General features: G+C 58.0%; 19 protein-coding genes. 6 read left to right on the top strand and 13 right to left on the bottom strand.

Translation table 11 applies throughout. The features are described 5' to 3' along the window. Positions 1-1560: DEAD/DEAH box helicase (locus OS242_RS18270; protein WP_267153139.1), on the bottom strand; the 1560-nt coding region annotated here is incomplete at its 3' end. Then, complete coding sequence (locus tag OS242_RS18265; protein ID WP_267153146.1) at positions 1557-2159, bottom strand: class I SAM-dependent methyltransferase; 603 nt, start codon at positions 2157-2159, stop codon at positions 1557-1559. The genes OS242_RS18265 and OS242_RS18270, both read right to left, overlap by 4 nt. 154 nt (positions 2160-2313) lie before the next feature. Here OS242_RS18265 and OS242_RS18260 point away from each other — a divergent pair, with 154 nt between their 5' ends. Both OS242_RS18260 and OS242_RS18255 read left to right on the top strand, forming a co-directional pair. Then, positions 2314-3000: a response regulator transcription factor gene (locus OS242_RS18260; RefSeq protein WP_267153138.1), complete on the top strand. Its 687-nt coding sequence runs from the start codon at positions 2314-2316 to the stop codon at positions 2998-3000. Beyond that, positions 2997-4472 (top strand): sensor histidine kinase, encoded by a 1476-nt coding sequence (locus OS242_RS18255; RefSeq protein WP_267153137.1) that lies wholly within the window; start codon positions 2997-2999, stop codon positions 4470-4472. The genes OS242_RS18260 and OS242_RS18255 overlap by 4 nt, the downstream gene beginning before the upstream one ends. 46 nt (positions 4473-4518) lie before the next feature. Here the strand turns inward: OS242_RS18255 and OS242_RS18250 are convergent, their stop codons facing one another. The 6 genes from OS242_RS18250 to OS242_RS18225 form a co-directional block, all read right to left on the bottom strand. Beyond that, the gene (locus OS242_RS18250; RefSeq protein WP_267153136.1) at positions 4519-4812 is read right to left on the bottom strand and encodes a DUF3817 domain-containing protein; all 294 of its coding nucleotides are present in this window, start codon (positions 4810-4812) and stop codon (positions 4519-4521) included. Between the two features lie 137 nt (positions 4813-4949). Further along, positions 4950-5654 carry a 23S rRNA pseudouridine(2604) synthase RluF gene (rluF, locus tag OS242_RS18245; RefSeq protein ID WP_267153135.1) on the bottom strand — a complete coding sequence of 235 codons (705 nt, stop codon included), beginning with the start codon at positions 5652-5654 and terminating at the stop codon, positions 4950-4952. 79 nt (positions 5655-5733) lie between these two features. Next, the gene (locus OS242_RS18240) at positions 5734-6114 is read right to left on the bottom strand and encodes a hypothetical protein (protein WP_267153134.1); all 381 of its coding nucleotides are present in this window, start codon (positions 6112-6114) and stop codon (positions 5734-5736) included. Positions 6115-6231: 117 nt separating this feature from the next. Further along, positions 6232-6933 carry a Na-translocating system protein MpsC family protein gene (locus OS242_RS18235; RefSeq protein ID WP_267153133.1) on the bottom strand — a complete coding sequence of 234 codons (702 nt, stop codon included), beginning with the start codon at positions 6931-6933 and terminating at the stop codon, positions 6232-6234. 97 nt (positions 6934-7030) lie between these two features. After that, positions 7031-7714 (bottom strand): Na-translocating system protein MpsC family protein, encoded by a 684-nt coding sequence (locus OS242_RS18230; protein ID WP_267153132.1) that lies wholly within the window; start codon positions 7712-7714, stop codon positions 7031-7033. 99 nt (positions 7715-7813) lie between these two features. Further along, positions 7814-9445: a peptide ABC transporter substrate-binding protein gene (locus OS242_RS18225; protein WP_267153131.1), complete on the bottom strand. Its 1632-nt coding sequence runs from the start codon at positions 9443-9445 to the stop codon at positions 7814-7816. Positions 9446-9685: 240 nt separating this feature from the next. On the opposite strand from OS242_RS18225, the gene OS242_RS18220 reads away from it, so the two are divergent. From OS242_RS18220 to OS242_RS18210, 3 genes are all read left to right on the top strand, one after another. Continuing rightward, a complete protein-coding gene (locus OS242_RS18220) occupies positions 9686-11590 on the top strand; it encodes an N-acetylmuramoyl-L-alanine amidase (protein ID WP_267153130.1) in 1905 nt (634 codons plus the stop codon). Between the two features lie 169 nt (positions 11591-11759). Further along, complete coding sequence (locus tag OS242_RS18215) at positions 11760-12113, top strand: hypothetical protein (protein ID WP_267153129.1); 354 nt, start codon at positions 11760-11762, stop codon at positions 12111-12113. A 148-nt stretch (positions 12114-12261) separates the two neighbouring features. Continuing rightward, on the top strand, positions 12262-13170 hold the full coding sequence (locus OS242_RS18210) for a hypothetical protein (protein ID WP_267153128.1): 909 nt from the start codon (positions 12262-12264) through the stop codon (positions 13168-13170). A gap of 55 nt (positions 13171-13225) precedes the next feature. Here OS242_RS18210 and OS242_RS18205 read toward each other — a convergent pair whose 3' ends face one another. The 4 genes from OS242_RS18205 to OS242_RS18190 form a co-directional block, all read right to left on the bottom strand. Beyond that, positions 13226-16402, bottom strand: a complete 3177-nt coding sequence (locus tag OS242_RS18205; protein ID WP_267153127.1) for an MMPL family transporter — start codon at positions 16400-16402, stop codon at positions 13226-13228. After that, the gene (locus tag OS242_RS18200; protein WP_267153126.1) at positions 16399-16860 is read right to left on the bottom strand and encodes a MarR family winged helix-turn-helix transcriptional regulator; all 462 of its coding nucleotides are present in this window, start codon (positions 16858-16860) and stop codon (positions 16399-16401) included. Before OS242_RS18200 ends, OS242_RS18205 begins: the two co-directional genes overlap by 4 nt. Before the next feature lie 155 nt (positions 16861-17015). Then, positions 17016-17855, bottom strand: a complete 840-nt coding sequence (gene kynA / locus OS242_RS18195) for a tryptophan 2,3-dioxygenase (protein ID WP_267153125.1) — start codon at positions 17853-17855, stop codon at positions 17016-17018. Between the two features lie 136 nt (positions 17856-17991). Further along, on the bottom strand, positions 17992-18570 hold the full coding sequence (locus OS242_RS18190; RefSeq protein WP_267153124.1) for a GNAT family N-acetyltransferase: 579 nt from the start codon (positions 18568-18570) through the stop codon (positions 17992-17994). A gap of 267 nt (positions 18571-18837) precedes the next feature. Between OS242_RS18190 and OS242_RS18185 the strand changes: the two genes are divergently transcribed. Then, positions 18838-19374, top strand: a complete 537-nt coding sequence (locus OS242_RS18185; protein WP_267153123.1) for a histidine phosphatase family protein — start codon at positions 18838-18840, stop codon at positions 19372-19374. A gap of 42 nt (positions 19375-19416) precedes the next feature. Here OS242_RS18185 and OS242_RS18180 read toward each other — a convergent pair whose 3' ends face one another. Beyond that, positions 19417-20547: an NADH-dependent flavin oxidoreductase gene (locus OS242_RS18180; protein ID WP_267153122.1), complete on the bottom strand. Its 1131-nt coding sequence runs from the start codon at positions 20545-20547 to the stop codon at positions 19417-19419. Positions 20548-20585: the final 38 nt, after the last annotated feature.

Below are 20585 nucleotides of genomic sequence, written 5' to 3'. Positions count from 1 at the left end.
TCCGCACCCGCCACGTTGATCACGGTCGTTGCCGCTGCGTGCTCCGTAACCGCCCTTTTGGTCGCGGTCGTTGCCGCCTCGTGCTCCGTAGCCGCCCTTTTGGTCGCGGTCGTTACCGCCTCGTGCTCCGTAACCGCCTTTTTGATCGCGGTCATTACCGCCGCGTGCTCCGTAACCGCCTTTTTGATCGCGGTCATTACCGCCGCGTGCTCCGTAACCGCCCTTTTGGTCGCGGTCGTTGCCGCCTCGTGCTCCGTAACCGCCTTTTTGATCGCGGTCGTTGCCGCCTCGTGCTCCGTAACCGCCCTTTTGGTCTCGGTCGTTGCCGCCGCGACGGTCACGATCACCGCCGCCTTTGCGGTCTCGGTCGTTGCCGCCTCGGCCGCGTCGTTCGCCGTACGGCTTGTCCTTGCTGTAGTTCTCCAGCGGTGCGCGGTGGATCTTCACGCCCTGCACCATGTGCCGCTCGATCTCCATCTCGATCCCTTGCTCGATCATCGCCAGGAACTCCCGGTCCCGCGACGACGCCAGCGTGATCGCGATGCCGCGCTCGCCCGCCCGGCCCGTGCGGCCGATGCGATGGACGTAGCTCTCCAGATCGTGCGGGATGTCGTAGTTGAACACATGCGTCACGCCGCTCACATCCAGCCCCCGTGCCGCCACGTCGGTCGCCACCAACAGCTGAATCTTCGCCTCGCGAAACTTCTTCATCACCTGCTCCCGCTTCGCCTGCGACAGATCCCCATGCAGTTCGTCCGACTCATACCCCGCCTGCTGCAGTGCCTCATTCAACACCTGCGCCCGACGCTTCGTCCGGCAGAAGATGATCGCCAAAAACGGCCGATACTCCTCGATCAAGATCTTCAACGTATCCTGCTTCAAACGGTCTGTCGTCTCAATCACCAATTGACGCACATCTTTCACCGTCAGCCGCTCCGCCTCAATCTTCACATCGACTGGCATCCGCAGATACTTATTGGCCAGTTTGCGAATCTGCTCCGGCATCGTCGCCGAGAACAGCATCGTCTGCCGATCCTCCGCCACCTCGCGCAGGATCGCCTCCACCTCCGGCAAAAAGCCCATGTGCAGCATCTGATCCGCTTCATCGAGCACCAGCATCTTCACATCCCACAGATCGACCGTCCCGCGACGCAGATGATCGAGCAGACGCCCCGGCGTCGCCACGATCAGATGCACGCCGCCCTGCAGCTTGCGCATCTGCCGCTCCACATCCTGACCGCCGTACACCGCCAGCACATTGATGCCCTTAAGCAGCACCAGCAACTTTTTGATCTCCTCCGACACCTGCAACGCCAACTCCCGCGTCGGGCACAAGATCAACCCTTGCACCACCGGTCGCGACGGATCGATCTTTTGCAACATCGGCAACACAAACGCCAGCGTCTTGCCCGTCCCCGTCTGCGCCTGTGCGAGCACATCGTCGCCCGCCAACACCACCGGGATCGCCTGCGATTGCACCGGCGTCGGCTCAAATATCCCGTGTGCCGTCAGCACGCGGGACAACTCCGAGATCACGCCCAACTCTTGAAAACCTGTCATCGATCCAACACCTCATCTTTTCTTTTCCGGCAGACCGCCACGCCGATAAAATACCGCACACCGTCCCGCGGCTTCTCAAACGTCACGCCCCGCTGATAATAGATCTCCACATCATCAAACGCATACCGCGCAAACAACGACTCAAACTCCTCCGCCGTCAACTGATGCACATGAAACGGCTCCGACGTCTGCATCCCGCGCCCCCGTCCAAACGGCGACGACAAAACCAGCGTACCGCCAGGCTTCAACATCCGGTAGAGCTGATCCATAAAGACCAGATCGTCCGCCACATGCTCAATCGTCTCAAAACTCAAGATCGTATCAAACAGCCCCAGCCGCTCCGGCAGCTCAGGATCGAGTGCATCGCCCTGTATGTATTTCACTTTCTGGTGATTGTATTCCACATTCGCATAGGCGATGGTCTCCGGGTCGTTGTCCACTCCGACCAGCTCTGTGACCTCCCGCTTGCGATCCTTGGCGACCATATGACAGCCGTACCCGGACCCGCAGGCGATATCCAGCACCCGTCCCTGTATATAAGGTTCTGCAAAATAATACCGCGCGATGTGTTCCAGCAGCATCCCGTTCGTCGGCTTCATCAACTTCGGGATGATCCGTTCACCCGTCCACTCCACGAGGTCAACCCCTTCGCTCTATTCCTTGCTTCATCCTACACTATTTTGCCCATACATCCAAATACATCCTCCCGCTCCGCTCTCGATTGGGTACAATGGGAACGAGAGGTGAACTCCGATGTATCCAACCCACAGCATCAAAATCCTGCTCGTCGACGACGAGCCCAACATCCTGCAATTCCTTGTCATGGGCCTTGAAAACGAAGGCTTCCAAGTCGAAACCGCACCCGACGGCCTAACCGCCTTAACGATAGCCGAACAGTTCCACCCCCAGATCGTCATCCTTGACGTGATGATGCCCGGCCTGGACGGATTTGAAGTCTGCAAGAGGTTGAAAAATAGGGAGACCCCCACCGCCGTGATCATGCTCACCGCCAAAGAGGAAGTCGAGGACCGCGTCAAAGGCCTCACCCTCGGTGCCGACGACTACATGATCAAACCGTTCTCCTTCGACGAACTGCTCGCCCGCATCCATGCCCGCGTCCGCAACCAGTTCCCGCACCTGCTCAGCGAAGTCGCCGTCGGCCCGTTTCGCATCAACGACCGCCGCAAAGAGATCACCTGCGGCCACGACGTGCTGTCCCTGTCGGCCACCGAGTACGAACTGTTGAAATACCTCGTCCTCAACCACGGCCTCGTGCTCTCCAAAGCCCTGATCTTGGACAAGGTCTGGGGCTACGACTTCGGCGGGCAAGACAACATCGTCGAAGTCTACATCCGCTCGCTCCGGGAAAAGATCGGCGACCGCGAACACCGCGTCATCCGCACCGTGCGCGGCTCCGGCTACCGGGTGGATCTGCCATGAAGATCCCGCAGATCCGGCTGCCCCGCTCCTTGCGCTTTCAGATCTCCGCCCGCTCCCTGCTGATCCTCTCCGTCCTTCTGGCTCTGATCGGCTTTTTGCAATACGTCCTGATGCAGCAGTTTCTCTACAGCAACCGTGCCATGACCTTGCAAAGCCAGATCCGCACCGTCCCCGCCCAAGCGTGGACCTTGCTCGCCGCCGACCCGGTCGCCAACGACCCGCGCAGCCCGCTCAGCTCCATGCGCATGCCGGATACGAGCCTCGCCTTCATCGCCAAGGACGGCACGTTCACCGCCCTGTTCGAAGACGCGCGCTACGGACCCACACCGCAGTTGTCCCGTGTCGACTACGAGCAAGCGATCCGACTCGCCCAGCCGGACCGCATCAAGCCGAGCACCGGCCCGCTCATCGACTACAAGATCATCACCGACTCGGAGGGGCAAGAAACATTGGTCGTGCTTCAGCCGATCGTCTCGTACGGCGGACCGCTCGGCATCGTCCAGATCTCGACCAGCATCGCCCCGATGCAGGACATCCTCCTGCGTCAACTGCTGATCTTCCTCTCGCTGTCGGTCATCGCCTTGCTGATCGGCTTTCTGACCTTCCTGCCCGTTCTGCGCAAGACGCTGGTGCCTCTCTCCCGCGTCGTCGACACCGTCGAGCGGATCAACGCGGGCAACCTCGACGAACGGCTGCCGACCGACCAAGGCCAACTGGAGACCGACCGCCTCTCCGCCGCCTTCAACGCCATGCTGGAGAGACTGGAGACCTCCTTTGAAGCCGAAAAAGAAGCCAAAGAACTGATGCGCCGCTTCATCGCCGATGCGTCCCACGAACTGCGCACGCCGCTCACCTCGATCCACGGCTTTCTCGAAGTCCTGCTCCGAGGTGCGGCCGCTCACCCGGACAAACTGCAAAACGCCCTGCACTCCATGCACGGCGAATCGGCGCGCCTGAACAAACTGGTCAACGACCTGTTCCTGCTCGCCCGCCTCGACCGGGCCCCGGACTTCACGCTGACGTCAGACCGGCTGGACACCCTCCTCGCACAGATGGTGCCGCAGTTGCGCCTCTTGGCAGGCGAACGCCGCGTCGAGTTTGAGATCGCCGCCGGCATCGAGGCCGAACTGGACCGCGACCGGATCAAACAGGTGATCCTCAACCTATTCCAAAACGCCGTCCAACACACCGACGAACAGTCCGGCACGATCCGCGTGTCGCTGAAACAAAACGGACAGAAGATCCGGCTCGCCGTCCAAGACAACGGCTCTGGCATTCCCGCCGAACATCTCGATCATCTCTTCGAACGCTTCTACCGGATCGACACCGCCCGCACCCGCAAAAACGGCGGAGCGGGTCTGGGACTTGCGATCACCCGCTCCATCGTCGAACTCCACGGCGGCACCGTCACCTGCGTCTCCACCCCAGGTGTCGGCACCTCGTTTTCCGTCCAACTGCCTCGACCGAAATAAAAAAGGCCTCCCCGCCGGGGAAGCCTTTTCGTTCTGCCTATAGACCTTACTGCTGCTCGCGGCGCAACCGCGCGTCGAGCACAAACGTGCCGAACGGAATCGACGACGCGATCAACGCAAACAGCACCTTGAGCATCTTCCAGCGATGCACGACCGCCGCATGCAACACCGCCAAAATAAACAGCACAAACAACACGCCGTGAATCATCCCAACCACCTGCACCATCTCCGGCCGGTCAAACATGTACTTGAGCGGCATCGCGATGAACAGCAGCAGCAGGAACGAGATCCCTTCAATAAATCCGATCACACGCAGACGGCCAATCGGAGTCTTCATCATGCGTATCACATCCTAAGCGGAGAGTTTTCAAGCGGATCCTCTTGATTATATCAAAATCGTACCGCTTGTTCGCCCCCGTCCGCAACTGTGATTCTTTCAAATTCATGAAAAAAGGGACGTCCGATGACATCCCTTGCTCAGTCGTTGATCATGTCCTTGAGCTCGGCCAGTTCTTTCGGCGTCAGATTGCGCCAATGGCCCAACTTCAATTTTTCCAAGCGGATGTTCATGATCCGCACGCGCTGCAATTTCTTGACCTTGTAGTCAAGCGCTTCGCACATCCGGCGGATCTGCCGGTTCAACCCTTGCGTCAGGATGATCTTGAACGACGTGTCGCTGATCTTCGAGACTTTGGCCGGCAACGTCTTTTGTCCGAGGATCTCCACGCCCTGCGCCATATTCTTCAAAAACTGCGACGTGACCGACTTGTTCACCGTCACGATGTACTCTTTCTCGTGGTTGTTCTCGGCGCGCAGGATCTTGTTGACGATATCGCCGTCGTTGGTCAGCAGGATCAGACCTTCCGACTCCTTGTCCAAGCGGCCGATCGGGAAGATCCGCTCCGAATGGTTCACAAAGTCGATGATGTTGCCCTGCACGTGCGTCTCCGTCGTCGTCGTGATGCCCGGCGGTTTGTTCAGCGCGATGTAGACGGTCCGCTTGCGGATGCCGCTGGCCTTGCCGATCGGCTTGCCGTCGACTTTGACCGTCTCTTCCGGCTCGACCGTGCTGCCCATCTCCGCGAGCACGCCGTTGATGGTGACGCGTTTTTGTTCGATCAGTTTGTCCGCTTCCCGGCGCGAGCAAAAGCCGGTGGAGGAAATATATTTGTTAATTCTCATGGAAAGACCCCTTCTGCAAAGATCGTGTTCTACACAACAGTGTTTGCAAAGTAACCAATCCACTATACCATTTTCTAGATTAACCAGCCAAGTCTGCCAATTCCCGGCACAGGCGTTCCGCCATCCACAGCCCCTGTAGCATCACCGCGAGTCGCTCGGAGACGGGATCGAGCGGCAGTTTCAGCAACTCCCGATACACGCTGCCAAGCTCCTCCCCGAGCAACACCGCCTGCCGCGCGATCCACGGCCGCCGCTTGATCCGTCCGGCGATCAACTCCCGCAGCACCGCTTCCACGATCTGCAGCCGCGCGAGCAGCCCGTACAGCCTCTCCGCCTCCCGCTCCCACTCGCTGCCGGCAGCCAGCACCTGCAAATACCCGTGCGTCGGCGTGATCTCAGCCCGGATCTCAAACGCCATCATGCGCACCGTCTCGTTTCCCCATCTCTTCCACGTATCCATGCTCAGTCTCCTTCTGATCAAAATAGAAAAAGCCGAGATCCGCAGACAGTCTCCTGTCTGCACATCTCGGCTCACGATCCGGCTCCTGACACTCAGGTCCCGATCATTTCCACCTCATCATGTACTTGGTTGCAAGATCAAAATGATCACGCTCTTGTTCCGTTCAAAATCCCAGTCAACAAACGAATCGACCACCCGCCTGTGCAGAATCAACTCGAACTGCTGGCTGTTTTGCAGGTCCCGCTTTTCCAGATTGGACTTTACCCGGCGCAAGATCTCGCCATGCCCGATGCGGATCAATTCTTCTTCGATCCGCACGAGAATCCCTTTGCGGATCACGATCAGCGTCCGCTCGTTCAACAGAAAGGAATAGGTCAACTCCGGCTGCTTCTCCGTCTCCTTGGAGATCTGATTGATCAGCGCATCCAGTTCGTTTCGACCGGCGTACTGCTCGTCCACCTCGTCCGAAAGCTCAAACGGCCGATCGCAGATCCCAAAGATCACGCCGGAGCATTTCACAAATCCCCAGTCATAGTAGAGCTCCCGGACCCTCTGCCCCGTGGTCTCTTCCAAAAACTCGCGCAGTTCGGGCAGCAGTTTGTCCATCATCTTCATGCGCAGTTCACGCACGACCATCTCCTGGCCCTGCTCCAGCAGCACCCGTTCGATCGGAGACAGGAAATTGCGGATATAAATATTGAAATACGTCGACCCGGCAGAGACAAAGACCGACTCCGGTCCTTTGCCAAAATGGTCGCGCAAGAGCTTCCCCGTATAACTGCTGATCGTCGTCAGCATCTGTTGCTTGCTGTCTTCCATGGCTTCGAGCACTCCTTAAAGAAAGGCTTTATTTCCTCTCCCCTTTGGTGGCAGGGCGCGTCAAAGTTGGAATATGCAGTCACCATTATATCATGACTCATTTCCACATCAAACACATGATCGACCTGTCCGATTCAAAGTTCCAATCGACAAACAGGTCTTCCAACTCACGCCCGACCATCGCCGTAAAATTCGCTTGGTGATGAAAATAGTCTTTCTCCACATCGGCCTTCGTCGCCCGCAACTCCTTGACATACCCTTTGGCGATCATCACCTTCTCCAACAGGATCAAAATCCCGTCACGCTGCACGATCAAGACGCGCGGCGTCAAGGGGACGACCGTGGTCAACCGCGGCGTTTGTTCGATGATGTGGCTGATCCGGTTGACCTCGTCTTCCAGACCGTCAAGTCCCCGCCAGTCACCCGGCGGTTCGGGATGCTCCTGCTCCTCTTTCAAGAGCGCAATGATCACACCCGTGTTGTTTTCATAGCTCCAGTCTTGGTAAAACTCGTCGACGCTCAGGGCGAGTTGCAACTTCAGATAGGTCTTGTACTCGGTGATCAGGCTCTCCATCACCATCGCCCGCGCGTTGGCCACCTTGTCAAGTTGCCCTTGGCGCAACAGCACGCCCTCCATCGCCGAGACGAAACCGCGCACAAACACCACCAGATATCTACCGCCCAGAAACGCTTCGCAATGGTTCAGTTCCTGACCGAATTTCTGTTGCAACAGGTCGTGAACGTACTGACTGATCCAAAGTAACGGCTCTTGCTTGTTCACGATGGAAGCACCTTCCCTTATAGTTCCTCGTGAAGAGTATGCACAAAAAAGAGAAGCCTCATGTTGCGGCTTCTCTTTCCCCGTACTTTTGCAAACTGATTATTTGATCGATGCCCAGCGGAACTCGTACTGCGCGCCGGTCGCCGGGAAGACCAGACCGTCAATCGACGGACGCTTGAGGTAGGAGCGGCCGAGGAAGTACAGCGGCCCGATGGCAGCGTCGTTCATGAGGATCTTCTCTGCGTCGACGAGCATCTGCGTGCGCTTCTGCGGATCGGCTTCCACCTTTGCCCCTTTGACGAGTTTGTCGTATTCCGGGGAGTTGTACGAGATGTAGTTGAACATGCCGTCCGACTCCCACAGATCAAGGAACGTCATCGGGTCGTTGTAGTCCGCGCCCCAACGGGACGGTGCCAGCATCTCGAATTGTCCGTCGTTCTGCTGTTGCACGCGGAGCTTTTTCGGGAGGTTTTGCACATCCGGCTCGATGCCGAGGTATTGCTTGTACTGCGCTTGGATGTACTCCATCGTCTTTTTGCCGACTTCGTCATCGTCGCCGATCATCTTAAACTTCGGCAGCTCTTTCATGCCCAGTTCGTCGAGACCTTTTTGCAGCAGTTCTTTGGCTTTTACCGGATCGAATTTGAGGATCGTGTCGCCGGCCGTCTTGCGGAACTCCGCGTTGTTGCCGTCCAACGTGCCGAACGGGATCTCGCCGGTCGCTGCTTTCGAGCCGTTGCCAAGCACGGTGTCGACGAGGCCTTGACGGTCGATCGCCATCGTCAGCGCGCGACGGATGTTGGCGTTTTTGAATGCCGGAACGGTCTTTTGGTTGAAGCGCAGGCCGTAGGAGAACAAGGTCGGTACGGCGATGTAGTCCGGCTTGTCCTTCCAGGTGACGACTTGGTCGCGGTTGATCTCGACGATGTCCGCGTCTTCGGTCTCATAGAGGTTGAGCGACGAGTTTTGGTCTTTGGAGATCTGGAACGTGATCTTTTCCAGCTTGACGTTCGCCGCGTCCCAGTACTTGTCGTTTTTCACAAATTCCAGCTCTTGCTCATGGTCCCATTTGCTGAGCGTGTACGGGCCGTTTGCGACGACCTTGTCCGCGTCTGCCGCGTATTTGTCGCCGTGCTTCTCGACGACGTCTTTCTTCAGCGGGAAGAAGACCGGGAAGGACAGTTGCGACGTGAAGAAAGCGACCGGCGCTTTCAGCTCGATCTTGAGCGTCTTGTTGTCCAGCGCGGTGACGCCGACGCCGTCTGCGTTCGGTGCCTTTTTCGTGTTGTACTCTTCGGCGCCTTTGACCCAGTTGTTAATCATGAACGCGTATTGGGAGCCGGTTTCCGGAGCGAGCGTGCGCTTCCAGGAGTAGACGAAGTCTTCCGCGGTCACCGGCGAGCCGTCCGACCAGTTGGCGTTGTCGCGCAGCTTGATCGTGTAGACTTTGCCGTCTTCAGAGATCTCCGGGAGAGCAGCTGCCATCGCCGGTTGCGGCTTGTTGTCCTTGTCCAGACGGTAGAGACCTTCCCCGAAGGCGTTGACCATCGTGAAGCTCTCTTCGGAGGTTGCTTTCGACTGGTCGAGCACTTCCGGCTCGGAGCGGAATGCGATTTTTACTTCTTGAGCCGCATCTTTTTTCGGAGAGTCGGCCGTATCTGTATTGCTGGAGCAGCCAACAGCAGCAAACGCCGTGACGACAGCCAACGGAAGAGCGAGTTTCTTTTTCATTTAGAATCACCTCTGAGTAAATTTACTATGTATTTTTGCAAATAGAACTATTGAATAAACAGTAGCAGACATCGAGTTCTTCGACAAGTAGAAAATTTACAAAAAAGGGAAGCCTGCCGACTTAACTCGTTCTTGATGGATTTTCCTGTACTTGTTATTATTAGAAAGTGCTGAGTTTTCAATATATTAATTTAATACGTTCTCTTCTCAACTCGTGAAACAACGAAGGAGGAATTTACCATGTCCATGCGTCGACGCACGCGGCTTTCGTTCTTGGCCGTGCTGATGGCGGGCGCGCTCGCCTTGCCGACCGGCTTCACCCCTGCTGTCTATGCGGAGGAGACTGCCGTCTCGCAGCCGCATCAACCGAACAAGCTCCAAACCGCCTTTGAGTCTGCCGCACAAGAGTTTGGCGTGCCGCTGCCGATCCTGATGTCTGTTGCGTACAACGAATCCCGTTGGGAGCACCATGACGGCGAGCCGAGCACATCCGGCGGGTACGGCGTGATGCATTTGACCCGGTACGCGGGGGAAAGCGCTGCCAAAGGGGAGGACGAGTCGTTCGCCTCGCAGGAGTTTGACCCGGCCCTGCACACGCTCGACACCGCGGCCGCGCTGCTCGGCATCGACCCGGATTTCCTCCTACTCGATCCGGCGCAAAACATTCGCGGCGGCGCGGCTTTGCTGGCCCAGTACGCGCGCGAGACGATCGGCACCTTGCCGACCGACGCGGCTGATTGGTACGGAGCGGTCGCCAAGTACAGCGGCACAGACACGGCGGAGATCGCCACCGAGTTTGCCGACGCGGTCTATGCGACGATCCAACAAGGGATGGAGCGCACCACCAACAGCGGTCAGCATGCGGTTTTGACACCCGCTGCGGTCACGCCCAATACGGCGACCGCCTACCCGCTGCACCTGCGCAACGCTGCGCTCTCCGACGCGGACTGCCCGAACGGCCTCGCCTGCCGCTACATTCCGGCAGCGTACAAGCAGTACTCCGGCAGCGCGACAGACTACGGCAACTACGACCTCGCCAACCGTCCGGAAGACGGCAACGACATTCGCTACATCGTCATCCATGACGTGGAAGGCAGCTACGAATCGGCGATCAAGACCTTCCTGTCCAAATCCTACGTCTCCGCTCACTACACGGTAAACTCCGTCAACGGGCAAGTTACGCAGATGGTGCGCCCGAAGGACGTCGCATGGCATGCAGGCAACTGGTTTGTCAACGCGCACTCCATCGGCATCGAGCACTCGGGCTTTGCGGTGGAAGGGGCGACGTGGTACAGCGAGCAGATGTACAGATCGTCGGCGAAATTGGTGCGCTATCTGGCGGACCGCTACGATGTGCCGCTGGACCGCCTGCACATCATCGGTCATGACGACATTCCGGGGCTGACTCCGTACAACCAGACGCGCATGCACTGGGACCCGGGCGCGTTCTTCGACTGGGCGCACTACTTCTCGCTGCTCGGCGCATCGTTCAACCCGAGCGATGCGACAGCCGATTCGAACGTTGTGACGATCGACCCGAACTTCCATACCAACCTGCCGTACTTGAAATACAACAAGCGCGAGTTGGAGCCGCAACCGGCGAGCTTTGTGTATCTGCACACCGCTCCGAGCTTTGACGCGCCGCTGATCAGCGATCCGGCCCTGCACCCGGACGGCTCGCCGGGCACCCACCAGATCTATGACTGGGGCAACAAAGCGGTGACGGGACAGCGATTCGTCAAAGCGGATCAGCAAGGCGATTGGACGGCGATCTACTACGGCGGCCAAAAAGCATGGCTGCACGACCCGAACGGCAAAAACACCTCGCCTGGCAGCGGCCTGCTGGTAAAGCCGAAAGCGGGGCTCACCTCGATCCCGGTCTACGGGTCGGCCTTCCCGGAAGCGGCCGCCTACACGGCTGCCGGCATCCCGGCGCGGTTGAACACGGCGTTGCAATACCGCATCCCGGCCGAGCAGGCGTATGTGGCGACAGAGGCGGTGACCTCCGACTACTTCTACGCCAAATTGTTCAATGCGCCGTCCACCTACCGTGTGGTGGCAGGGGCGGACGAGTATTATCAAATTCACTTCAACCATCGCTTCGCCTTCGTGAAGAAGACGGATGTTGAGGTTGTCAGTCAGTAATTTTCATGGAGAAAAGGCAAAGTGAGAACTATGCCTTTTCTCCATTTGTGTTATAATAGGGACAATTATTGCGTCATCCCTCTCTTTTCACACAAATACGCGGGTTCCTGATTACACATCAGTGCAACCCTCGATCTTTACCCCCATACAGAGAGGAGCATCACCACCCATGACCGACCAACTCGCCACACACATCCTGGACGCCCTCCATACCCTGCAATCCACCGTCACCGACCTGCAAACCGCCGTTACCGACCTGCAAACCAGCCAACAAGAACTCCGCACCGAACTCAAAGCGGACATCCAAGCCGTCCGTACGGAACTCAAAGCGGACATCGCGACTCTCACGGAAGAAATCCAAGACGTCCGCTCGGAGGTCAAAGCGGTGCGAGCTGACCTCAAGGCAGACATCGCCGGTCTTGCGTTCGAAATTCAGAACGTTCGTGAAGATGTGCGGATCATTCGGGAGCAGACAGCCCTCAACACCGAACTGGTGACAGTGGTTTGGGGCCGCCCTCAGTAGTTGAATCAAAGGGTCAACATCCGGCGGGTGTTGACTCTTCTTTCTTTTTCACACCTATTTTTATATATAACATACATTTTTGTATACAAAGTAACACACACCGCTTATACTGGAATCAAATCCCATCCTTTTTACGGAGGCGATCCTGATGACGATCAACGAAACGTATCTGGAGCTTGGACTCCATGCCTTAGGCCGTTCAGATGAAATCAACCCTGGCTGGTTTGGCGGTCACTTCGGTGCCGCTCTCTTGGCCGCCTATTACATGAACCAAGAATACGATCTGCCCGACCACGTCCGCAGCGGTCTCAAACGGATGGCCGATCAATTCATCGCCCGCTCTCCCCGGCTCTTCGTCCCCTACGAAAACGAAACTCCCGACCCGGCCCTGCTGAACCGCATAATCGAAGGCCTTCGTGCCAACGCCGCCCGCCTCAGCAACTCCGGTCACGGTCTCGCCTATGGCTTTCTTGCTCTGAAGGCGTTCACAGACCGCCCGGACCTGCTCCTCCCGAGCATCGTCACCGGCTTCTTCAATACCCTGCTCGACTCCTCACAAGGAAGCGGCAACCGCTACTTCGGCCTCGACGACTATTCCGCCTATACCCTCAAACAAGTCACCGACATCCCCGAGTACCGCTCCTTGGACGATCTGGGCGCACGCGCGCTGACCGAATGCTTACGAATCATCCCGTCTGCGACCATCGACGGCAAACGCTACCACTTCACCGGCGAGGTGGAACACGGTCTCACCCACGCGCAGGCCCTGTACGAATTTGCCCGCCTCGGCTACCCCGAACTGACCGAGAGCGGCATGAACAACCATCGCATCCAAATGCAGCTCAACCGCCGCATCCCGGAGGAGTACCTTCACACAGAGATCACAGACCCGCCGTTTGAGACGCTGTTTGCCCCGGACTATTGGTCGCAGGTCTACAACGACCCGCACGCGCTGAAAGTCCCGTACGCCGCCCTCTACCTGATCCGCAAACTGCCTGTGGACCAGCAACCGGCCGCCGAACGCAACGTCTGCAAGATCCTCTGCCAAATGAACTAGCGAGCAAAATGCAAAAAAGGCCAACTGTCTCCAGTTGGCCTTTCTTCTTTCCACGTTATGCTTCCACCGTCTTGGCAGCAGGTTTCGCTTCTTCCTTGCGTTTCGGTTCGCCCATGAACGGCCACCAGTTGGCCTTGTCAAACGTCCGCACCATGACGGGGATGAACAAGGGCAGCATCAGCAGCGCGTAGAGGAAGAGACCGCAGAGCAAGATCGTCGCGATCTGCAACAGCGACATCACGCCGGACGGCAGCATCGCGGCGAACGTGCCGCCAAGGATGACCGCAGCCGAGATGATCACGCTGCCCATGTTTTTCATCGCCAGCAGGATGCCTTCACGCGGCGGCAGATGGCGATATTCCTTGAAGCGGTCCATCAGGAAGATCGAGTAGTCGACCCCGAGCGCCATCAGCATGACAAACCCGAAGAACGGAACAGCCCACGAGATACCCGTATAGCCGAGGATGCGGACGAAGATCACTTCCGCGATCGCCAGCGACGAGTAGTAGGTGATCAGCAGCGACAGGATGATGTAGATCGGCATCACGATCGAGCGGAACATCAGGACTAAGATCAGCCCGATGCCGATCAGCATCAGCATCACCGTGCGGGAGTAGTCTTCCGCCGAGATGTTGCGCAGATCGTTGTTGATCGACGAGACGCCTTCCACCGCAAAGGCCGCACCTGCGTAGTCAGTATCTTTCAGCGCGCGTTCGACGGCGGCAGTCAGATCGTCCATGCGTTCGAGCGTGTCGATCTCATACGGGTTGCCCGCAAAGACCACGTCAAACGAAGCGATCTTGCGGTCCTCCGACATGTACGCGTCGAGCGCCTTTTGGAAGTCTTCGTTGTCCAGCGCCTCTTGCGGCAGATACCAGCCGGTGAGCTGCTTATCCGGTCCGGCCGACAGATCGGACAGATAGCCGTTTGCCTCTTCCAGACCGTCGGTCACTTGCGCCAGACCGTCGGCACTCTGGGTCAGACCGTCGGTCAACTGACCCAGTTGCCCGTTCATGTCCGCATACCCTTTTTGCAGTTCCTTCTGCCCGTTGGCGATCTGGTCAAAGCCCCCCGTGACAGCCGGAACTTTCGAGACGATTTGGCTTTGACCGCCCGCCAGCTGGTCGAGACCCGCTTGCAGACCGACAAGGGCACTGGACAGTTCCCCAAGACCTGCCGACAGCGCTTTTTGCCCTTCGATGGCTTGCGCGTAGCCGTCATTGACTTGCTTAAACCCATCGAGAGCACCGCCCAATTGCTGATTCAACTGCGCGAGCCCGTCGCCGAGCCCTTTCGCACCCGATTCCAGACCGGTGACCGAACTGCGAAGATTTTTAAAATCTTGGTCGTTGATCAGCTCCGGGTATTTCTGTGCCAGCCCGTCGAGCCCTTGACCCACACCGGCGATCCCGGCGGTCAGGCCGCTGACGTTTTGCTGGATCGACGCATAGCCTTTCGCCATCTCTCCAAAACCGCCATGCATCGCCTGGTAGTTGGCGAGCAACGCATCCGAACCGGCTTTCAACCGGTCGGCGCTCTCTTTCGCTTGCTTCAGGCCGGCCGAGATCTGTTCTGCGCCCATCGAACCGTCGACGAGCCCTTTTTCGATCTGCTTCAGCCCGTCGCCGAGCTGCACCACACCGTTTTTCAGTTCGTTGGTGCCGGCCACCAGTTGGCCTGCGCCTTGCACCGCTTCGTTCAGTTTGGGCTGGTTGTCTTTCAGCGCGGTGCTCGCATCGGTCAGACCTTGATTGATCTGTCCCAGCGCGTCGCCGCCCTGATCGAGTCCGTCGCCCAGTTGCTTCACTTGCTCGGCGACTTGCAGATCTTCCAGCGGGTCGCCGCTCGGACGGGTCGCGCTGCGCACCGTCTTCACGCCGTCGACCTCATCCAGTTCGCGCGTCACGCGCTCCACAGCCGCCATGCCCTCCGGCGTGTCGAGCGGCTGATCGACTTTGACCACGATCTTCGACGGCATCGAGTCGCCAGGGCCAAACGACTCGGTGATCACGTTGAACGCTTTGACCGAGTTGTATTTGTCGCCGATCTCTTCCAGCGAGTTGTACGACGTCGCCCCTTGATACGCGGCGAGGAACGGCACCAAGACCACCGCAAGGATCACCAGCGCCCACACCGGACGCTTCAGCGAAAAGTTCCCGACCGCGCCCCACAGGCGGCTCGGCTTGTGCTCCAGCGTGCCTTTCGAAGGCCAAAAGATCGCTTTGCCCATCGTCGCCATAAAGAACGGCACCAACGTCACCAGCGCGATCAACAGCACCGCCACGCCCACGCCGACCGCTACAGCCGAGCGGTACAGCGAGAACGTCGACAGCCCGATCGACGCAAATCCGACCAGCACCGCCAGGCCGGAGAAGAACACCGTCTTGCCCGCCGTGCGGTACGTGTTCAAGATCGCCGCCGTCCGGTCCTCGCTCTGTGCCAACTCCTCTTTAAAGCGGGAGATCAGCAGAATGCAATAGTCGGTCCCGATCCCGAACATGATGGCGACCATAAAGATCTGCGTAAAGTTCGACAGCGGGAAGTTGACCCACTCGACCAAAAATCCGACCACCGACTGTGCCACCAGATACGAGAGGCCGACCGTCAGCAGCGGAATAAACGGCGCCACCGCCGAACGGAACACGATAAACAGGATCGCGAGGATGAAGATCACGGTGATGTACTCCGTCTTCTTCAGCCCTTCCTGCGAGCTCTGAATCACGTCTTCCCCGATCAGCCAGTCGCCGGTGTAGTAGTGCTCCACCGACACGCCTTCCAGCGCCTCATACAGCGCATCGCGCGCTTCTGCCGGGGTGCGGCCCTCCATCGAAGCCGAGACCAGCACCAGCACCGTCTTGCCGTCTTTGGCCACCATCTGCTCTTCCAGATCTTTGGTGTCCAAATGGGTGATCACCTCGGTGATCCCGTATTTCGCTTCCCCGTCTTTCAGTTGACCCACGCCGCGTTTGATCTCCTCGAGATCGCTCGCGTTGATGCCTTTCTCATTATGAAAGACGAGCACGGCCGACTGCTCATTGGACGAACCGCTCGCGTCGCCTTTCATCTCCTTGACCATCTTCGCAGCCGTCGACGAGGAATACCCGTCCGGCACGGAGATCTGCCCTTTGTCGCGCACCAGCTCTTCCATGTTCGGTGCGGCGAGGAACAGTCCCACCGCTGCGCAAAGCCACAGGATCAGGATCAGCCAGCGCATTTTGATCACTGTCTTCATGACTTGGATCTCCCCCCTTCTGCCTCAACCAAGATCTGCGCCAGTTTTTCATACGTGCCGATAAACGTGCGCACCTCTTGATCTTCAAAATGTTTCATAAAAGCGGTCAGCATCCCCTCGATCTTGTCATTGACCTCCAAGACGAGTTGCTCGCCGCTCTTTGTCAACGCCAGATACGTCACGCGGCGGTCCTGTTCATCGGCCAGACGCTTGATAAATTCTTTATCCGCGAGCCGCTTCACAATCGCAGTGATCGAACTTTTCCCCACGCAAAAAAAATCGGCCAGTTCCGACGGCGTGCACACTCCGCGGTCCCGAACATACCGGAGGATGCCCAGTTGATCCAGCGTGATGCTCTCCGGCAACTGATCGCGGATTTTGGCGTTCATGATGCGATTGACAGTAAAAGTAGCCGATTCATAGCGATCAATCAGCTCTTTGAGCATAGATGTATGCATACATACCCTCCTCTCCGGGCGGTAGTTGTACAATCAAACAGTTCGACCGTGAAATAGTTCGACAGTCGTACTATAACAACGATTTGAAATCCCGTCAATCCCGAAATCACGAAAAAACCCGTCCGCCACTCTTTCTGGCGAAACGGGTCTCTCGTTTATAAAGACGTGCGCAAACTCCACAGTTCCGGGAAGAAGCGGCCTTCGAGTGCTTTCTTCAAATATTCCACCCCGGAGGAGCCGCCGGTGCCCATCTTGTGCCCGATGATGCGCTCGACGGTGATCATGTGGTTGTACCGCCACTGTTGCTGGCGCGAGTCGATGTCGACCAATTTCTCCGCCAGTTCGTACAGATCCCAATACTTCTCCACGTCGCGATACACGGTCAGCCACGCCTCGCGCACGCTGTTGTTCTCGACATACTCCAGCGACCAGTCGCGCTCCAGCGCCGCCTGGTCCACCGTCAACCCGCGAAGCGACAGTGCCATGATCGACGCGTCATAAAGAGACGGCTCATGCAGCGTCTCTTCCAGTCGCTGATACAGCTCCGGTTGATGCTGGTACACGGTGAGCACCCGCGCATTTTTGTGCCCGAGCGTAAACTCGATCAGGCGGTTCTGGTACGACTGAAAGCCGGACGAACGCCCGAGCTTCTCCCGAAACTCCATATACTCGGACGGCGTCAGCGTCGACAGCACATCCCACGACTGGATCAACTGGTGCTGGATGCGCGACACGCGGGACAGCATCTTAAACGCCGGCTCCAGATTGTTCTGCAGGATGCACTGCTTGGCCACGCCCATCTCATGCAGGATCTGCTTCATCCACAGTTCGCTGGTCTGGTGGATGATGATGAACAGCATCTCGTCGTGATGATCGGACAGCCGCTGCTGCGCCGACAGCACCTTGTCCAATTGCAGGTAGTCGCCGTACGTCATGTCGTTTGCAAAGTCTCTATGTATGCCTTTTTCGTGCGCATGCTTGTTTTGATCGCTCATCTTGGAAATCACTCTCCTCTTATATAAAAGATAGTCGTTGTCGCTCCCTTCTAGCAAGGGTTCGCTGTACTGTATTCCCACGTTATCCCACTAAAAAAGGAGCCTCGACCCTGCCGAGGCTCCCCTATCTTTCCCTTTAAAATTCTTCGCCACGCACCTTGGCAAAGACGAACGTGTCCCGCAGATCTCCGTTCGGGTCGACATCGTCTTTGCGCAGCACGCCTTCCAGCTTGAACCCAAGGCGCTTGGGCACCGCCGCACTCTTCACGTTCAACGCGTCGCAGCGGATCTCCACCCGGTTGGCTTGCAACTCCTCGATGCAGTACTGCGTGATTCGCTCCACCGCTTCGGTGATGTAGCCTTTGCCGCTGTGAGCGGTGACCGCCCAGTAGCCGATCTCGAATTTGCGCACCTTCCAGTTGATCCGGTGCAGACCGCTGGAGCCGACCAGTTCCCCGGTCTCTTTTGCAAACAGCAACAAACGAAAATCGGCCCCCTCCAGCGACTCCTGCCGCGCCTTTTCCAAACTTTCGATCTGCTGTTCCAAGTTGTACGGTTGTCTCGCCCACGGCATCCACGGGATCAGCTCATCGAGACTCGACAGCACGCCGGCATTGACCTGTGCCGCGTCCTCCAAAGGCCGCGGGAAGCGGATGATCAGCCGCTCCGATTCGAACTGTTCCGGATAAGACGGCCGTGTTTCTTGCTCACTCATGTGAATCCCCCCTTAAAATATACAGAAAAACCCCGGTCCGTCCCGATGCGCCTGCCAGACAGGCACATGGAACTTTCCGAGGTCTTTTATCCCTACGGTGTGACATCCCGCTCGGGATGCCTGCCATCGCTCGGTTCGAACCGTCCCGCTCAGGACGTCGGCTCCCTAGATGACCTTCCAGTGATTTGAAATTATGATAGCAGGTTCCCTTGTCCAATGGCAAGACCCCTGTTATACTTTTCCAAAAACGAGAAACCGGGTGATACGATGAAAGTGGGTCTGGTGCGGCATTTTAAAGTCCGGATGGGCTTCCCAAAAGGATTGGTGGGGCCTGACGAGTTTTTGAAATGGTTTGATGAATACGACGCAGCCGACATCGAGATCGGCACGGTCGATCTGGGCGGCGTGAACTGGAAACGCTGCTATGCCAGCGACCTGCCACGCGCCGTGCAGACGGCGAAGACGATCTATCACGGGGAGATCAAGACGAGCACCGCTCTGCGGGAACTGAGAGCGTATCCGTTCTTTAAGCGTCACGTCCGGTTGCCCTTTCTCCTCTGGGGCATCCTCGTGCGCATCGCTTGGGCGATCGACCATCCATCCCAATTGGAAAACCAAGCCGACATCAAAGAGCGGCTCGGCACCATCCTCGACGAGATCCTGCAGGAGAGCAGCGAAGATGTGTTGATCGTCTCCCACGGCGCCTGCATGATGACCTTGCGCAAAGAACTGCTCAAACGCGGCTTTACCGGTCCCACATTCAACACCCCGGACAACGGCAAGCTGTATGTCTACGAGAATTGAATAAGCCTGCCGTCGATCCCGATGGCAGGCTTTGTTTGTTATTTAGTTGGCATCCACCACCGGGAACCAGCCCGGCGCGTGCATGATCGCGTTCCACAGCGGGTCCGGGACGACGAGACGCTCTTGGTCGTGTTTCGTCAGCGTAGTCTTGATCTCATCGGTGCGGCCTGCCTGCACTTTCTCCACCCAGTCCGGCTCCATGATCAACTCGCGGCCGAGGGCGACCAGCGGCACGTCTTGCAGAGCCTTTACCGCTTCATCGGGCGTGTGGATCGAACCGACGCCGATCACCGGCACGCGACCGGCCACACGCTCCGTGATCAGTTCGATACGCGGGCGGGTCAGGTCTTCCACCCCGCGGCGCGGCTGTGACCAGAATTCCATCAGCGAGACGTGGAGGTAGTCGAGGTTTTTGTCGGCCAACTTGTCGATCAGCTCCAGCGTATCGCCCATCGTGAACCCCGGCGTCTCCGGCTCTTCCGGCGAAAAGCGGTACCCGACGACAAACGGCTCCTTGGCATGTTCCGCGACGACGCGCTGCACCTCATCCACCACAGCCAGCGGGAACTTCATCCGCTTTTCCAGCGAACCGCCCCAACTGTCTTCGCGGCGGTTGGCATGCGGCGAAAAGAACTGGTGGATCAGGTAGCCGTTCGCCCCGTGGATCTCGATGCCGTCATACCCGGCCAAGATCGCGAGACGGGCCGACTCCCCGAACGCGCGGATGATATGCGTGATCTCTTCCTCCTGCAACGCTCGCGGCGTCGGAGCGCCTTCCTTCTCCTCCGGCACCGCGCTGGCACTGACGACCTCACCGCCCGGCACCAACTCCGGCGGGCAAGAACGGCCGCCGTGGAAGACCTGCAGCACCGCCTTGGCCCCTTTTTCTTGGATCGCACTCGCCAGTCGGCGCAGGCTCGGGATCATCTCATCCGAATCCGCGCCAAACTCGCCGTGAAATCCTTTCCCGTTTGGCGTCACATACGCACAGGCGGTGATCACCAGGCCGACCCCGCCGGAGCGGCGCTGATAGTATTCCACTTCCGCATCGGTGACGGTGCCGTCCGGGTTGGACGAGAAATTGGTCATCGGCGCCATGACGACGCGATTTTTCACTTCCACGCCGCTGCGCAGGGCAAACGGCTCAAATAACGGTTGGAATTTGCTGTCCATAGTTGGTACCCCTCTCTTCGAGACACTTCACATCCATT

The sequence above is a fragment of the Tumebacillus lacus genome, from assembly GCF_026410385.1.
GTDB lineage: Bacteria > Bacillota > Bacilli > Tumebacillales > Tumebacillaceae > Tumebacillus > Tumebacillus lacus.
This window is presented reverse-complemented; position numbering and strand designations above follow the sequence as displayed.

Bases quoted from the DNA above. Each gene is read 5' to 3' on its own strand.
- OS242_RS18265 (WP_267153146.1), bottom strand. From the start codon at position 2,159: ATGAAGCCGACGAACGGGATGCTGCTGGAACACATCGCGCGGTATTAT.
- OS242_RS18260 (WP_267153138.1), top strand. From the start codon at position 2,314: ATGTATCCAACCCACAGCATCAAAATCCTGCTCGTCGACGACGAGCCC.
- OS242_RS18255 (WP_267153137.1), top strand. From the start codon at position 2,997: ATGAAGATCCCGCAGATCCGGCTGCCCCGCTCCTTGCGCTTTCAGATC.
- OS242_RS18250 (WP_267153136.1), bottom strand. From the start codon at position 4,812: ATGATGAAGACTCCGATTGGCCGTCTGCGTGTGATCGGATTTATTGAA.
- rluF (WP_267153135.1), bottom strand. From the start codon at position 5,654: ATGAGAATTAACAAATATATTTCCTCCACCGGCTTTTGCTCGCGCCGG.
- OS242_RS18240 (WP_267153134.1), bottom strand. From the start codon at position 6,114: ATGGATACGTGGAAGAGATGGGGAAACGAGACGGTGCGCATGATGGCG.
- OS242_RS18235 (WP_267153133.1), bottom strand. From the start codon at position 6,933: ATGGAAGACAGCAAGCAACAGATGCTGACGACGATCAGCAGTTATACG.
- OS242_RS18225 (WP_267153131.1), bottom strand. From the start codon at position 9,445: ATGAAAAAGAAACTCGCTCTTCCGTTGGCTGTCGTCACGGCGTTTGCT.
- OS242_RS18220 (WP_267153130.1), top strand. From the start codon at position 9,686: ATGTCCATGCGTCGACGCACGCGGCTTTCGTTCTTGGCCGTGCTGATG.
- OS242_RS18215 (WP_267153129.1), top strand. From the start codon at position 11,760: ATGACCGACCAACTCGCCACACACATCCTGGACGCCCTCCATACCCTG.
- OS242_RS18210 (WP_267153128.1), top strand. From the start codon at position 12,262: ATGACGATCAACGAAACGTATCTGGAGCTTGGACTCCATGCCTTAGGC.
- OS242_RS18205 (WP_267153127.1), bottom strand. From the start codon at position 16,402: ATGAAGACAGTGATCAAAATGCGCTGGCTGATCCTGATCCTGTGGCTT.
- OS242_RS18200 (WP_267153126.1), bottom strand. From the start codon at position 16,860: ATGCATACATCTATGCTCAAAGAGCTGATTGATCGCTATGAATCGGCT.
- kynA (WP_267153125.1), bottom strand. From the start codon at position 17,855: ATGAGCGATCAAAACAAGCATGCGCACGAAAAAGGCATACATAGAGAC.
- OS242_RS18190 (WP_267153124.1), bottom strand. From the start codon at position 18,570: ATGAGTGAGCAAGAAACACGGCCGTCTTATCCGGAACAGTTCGAATCG.
- OS242_RS18185 (WP_267153123.1), top strand. From the start codon at position 18,838: ATGAAAGTGGGTCTGGTGCGGCATTTTAAAGTCCGGATGGGCTTCCCA.
- OS242_RS18180 (WP_267153122.1), bottom strand. From the start codon at position 20,547: ATGGACAGCAAATTCCAACCGTTATTTGAGCCGTTTGCCCTGCGCAGC.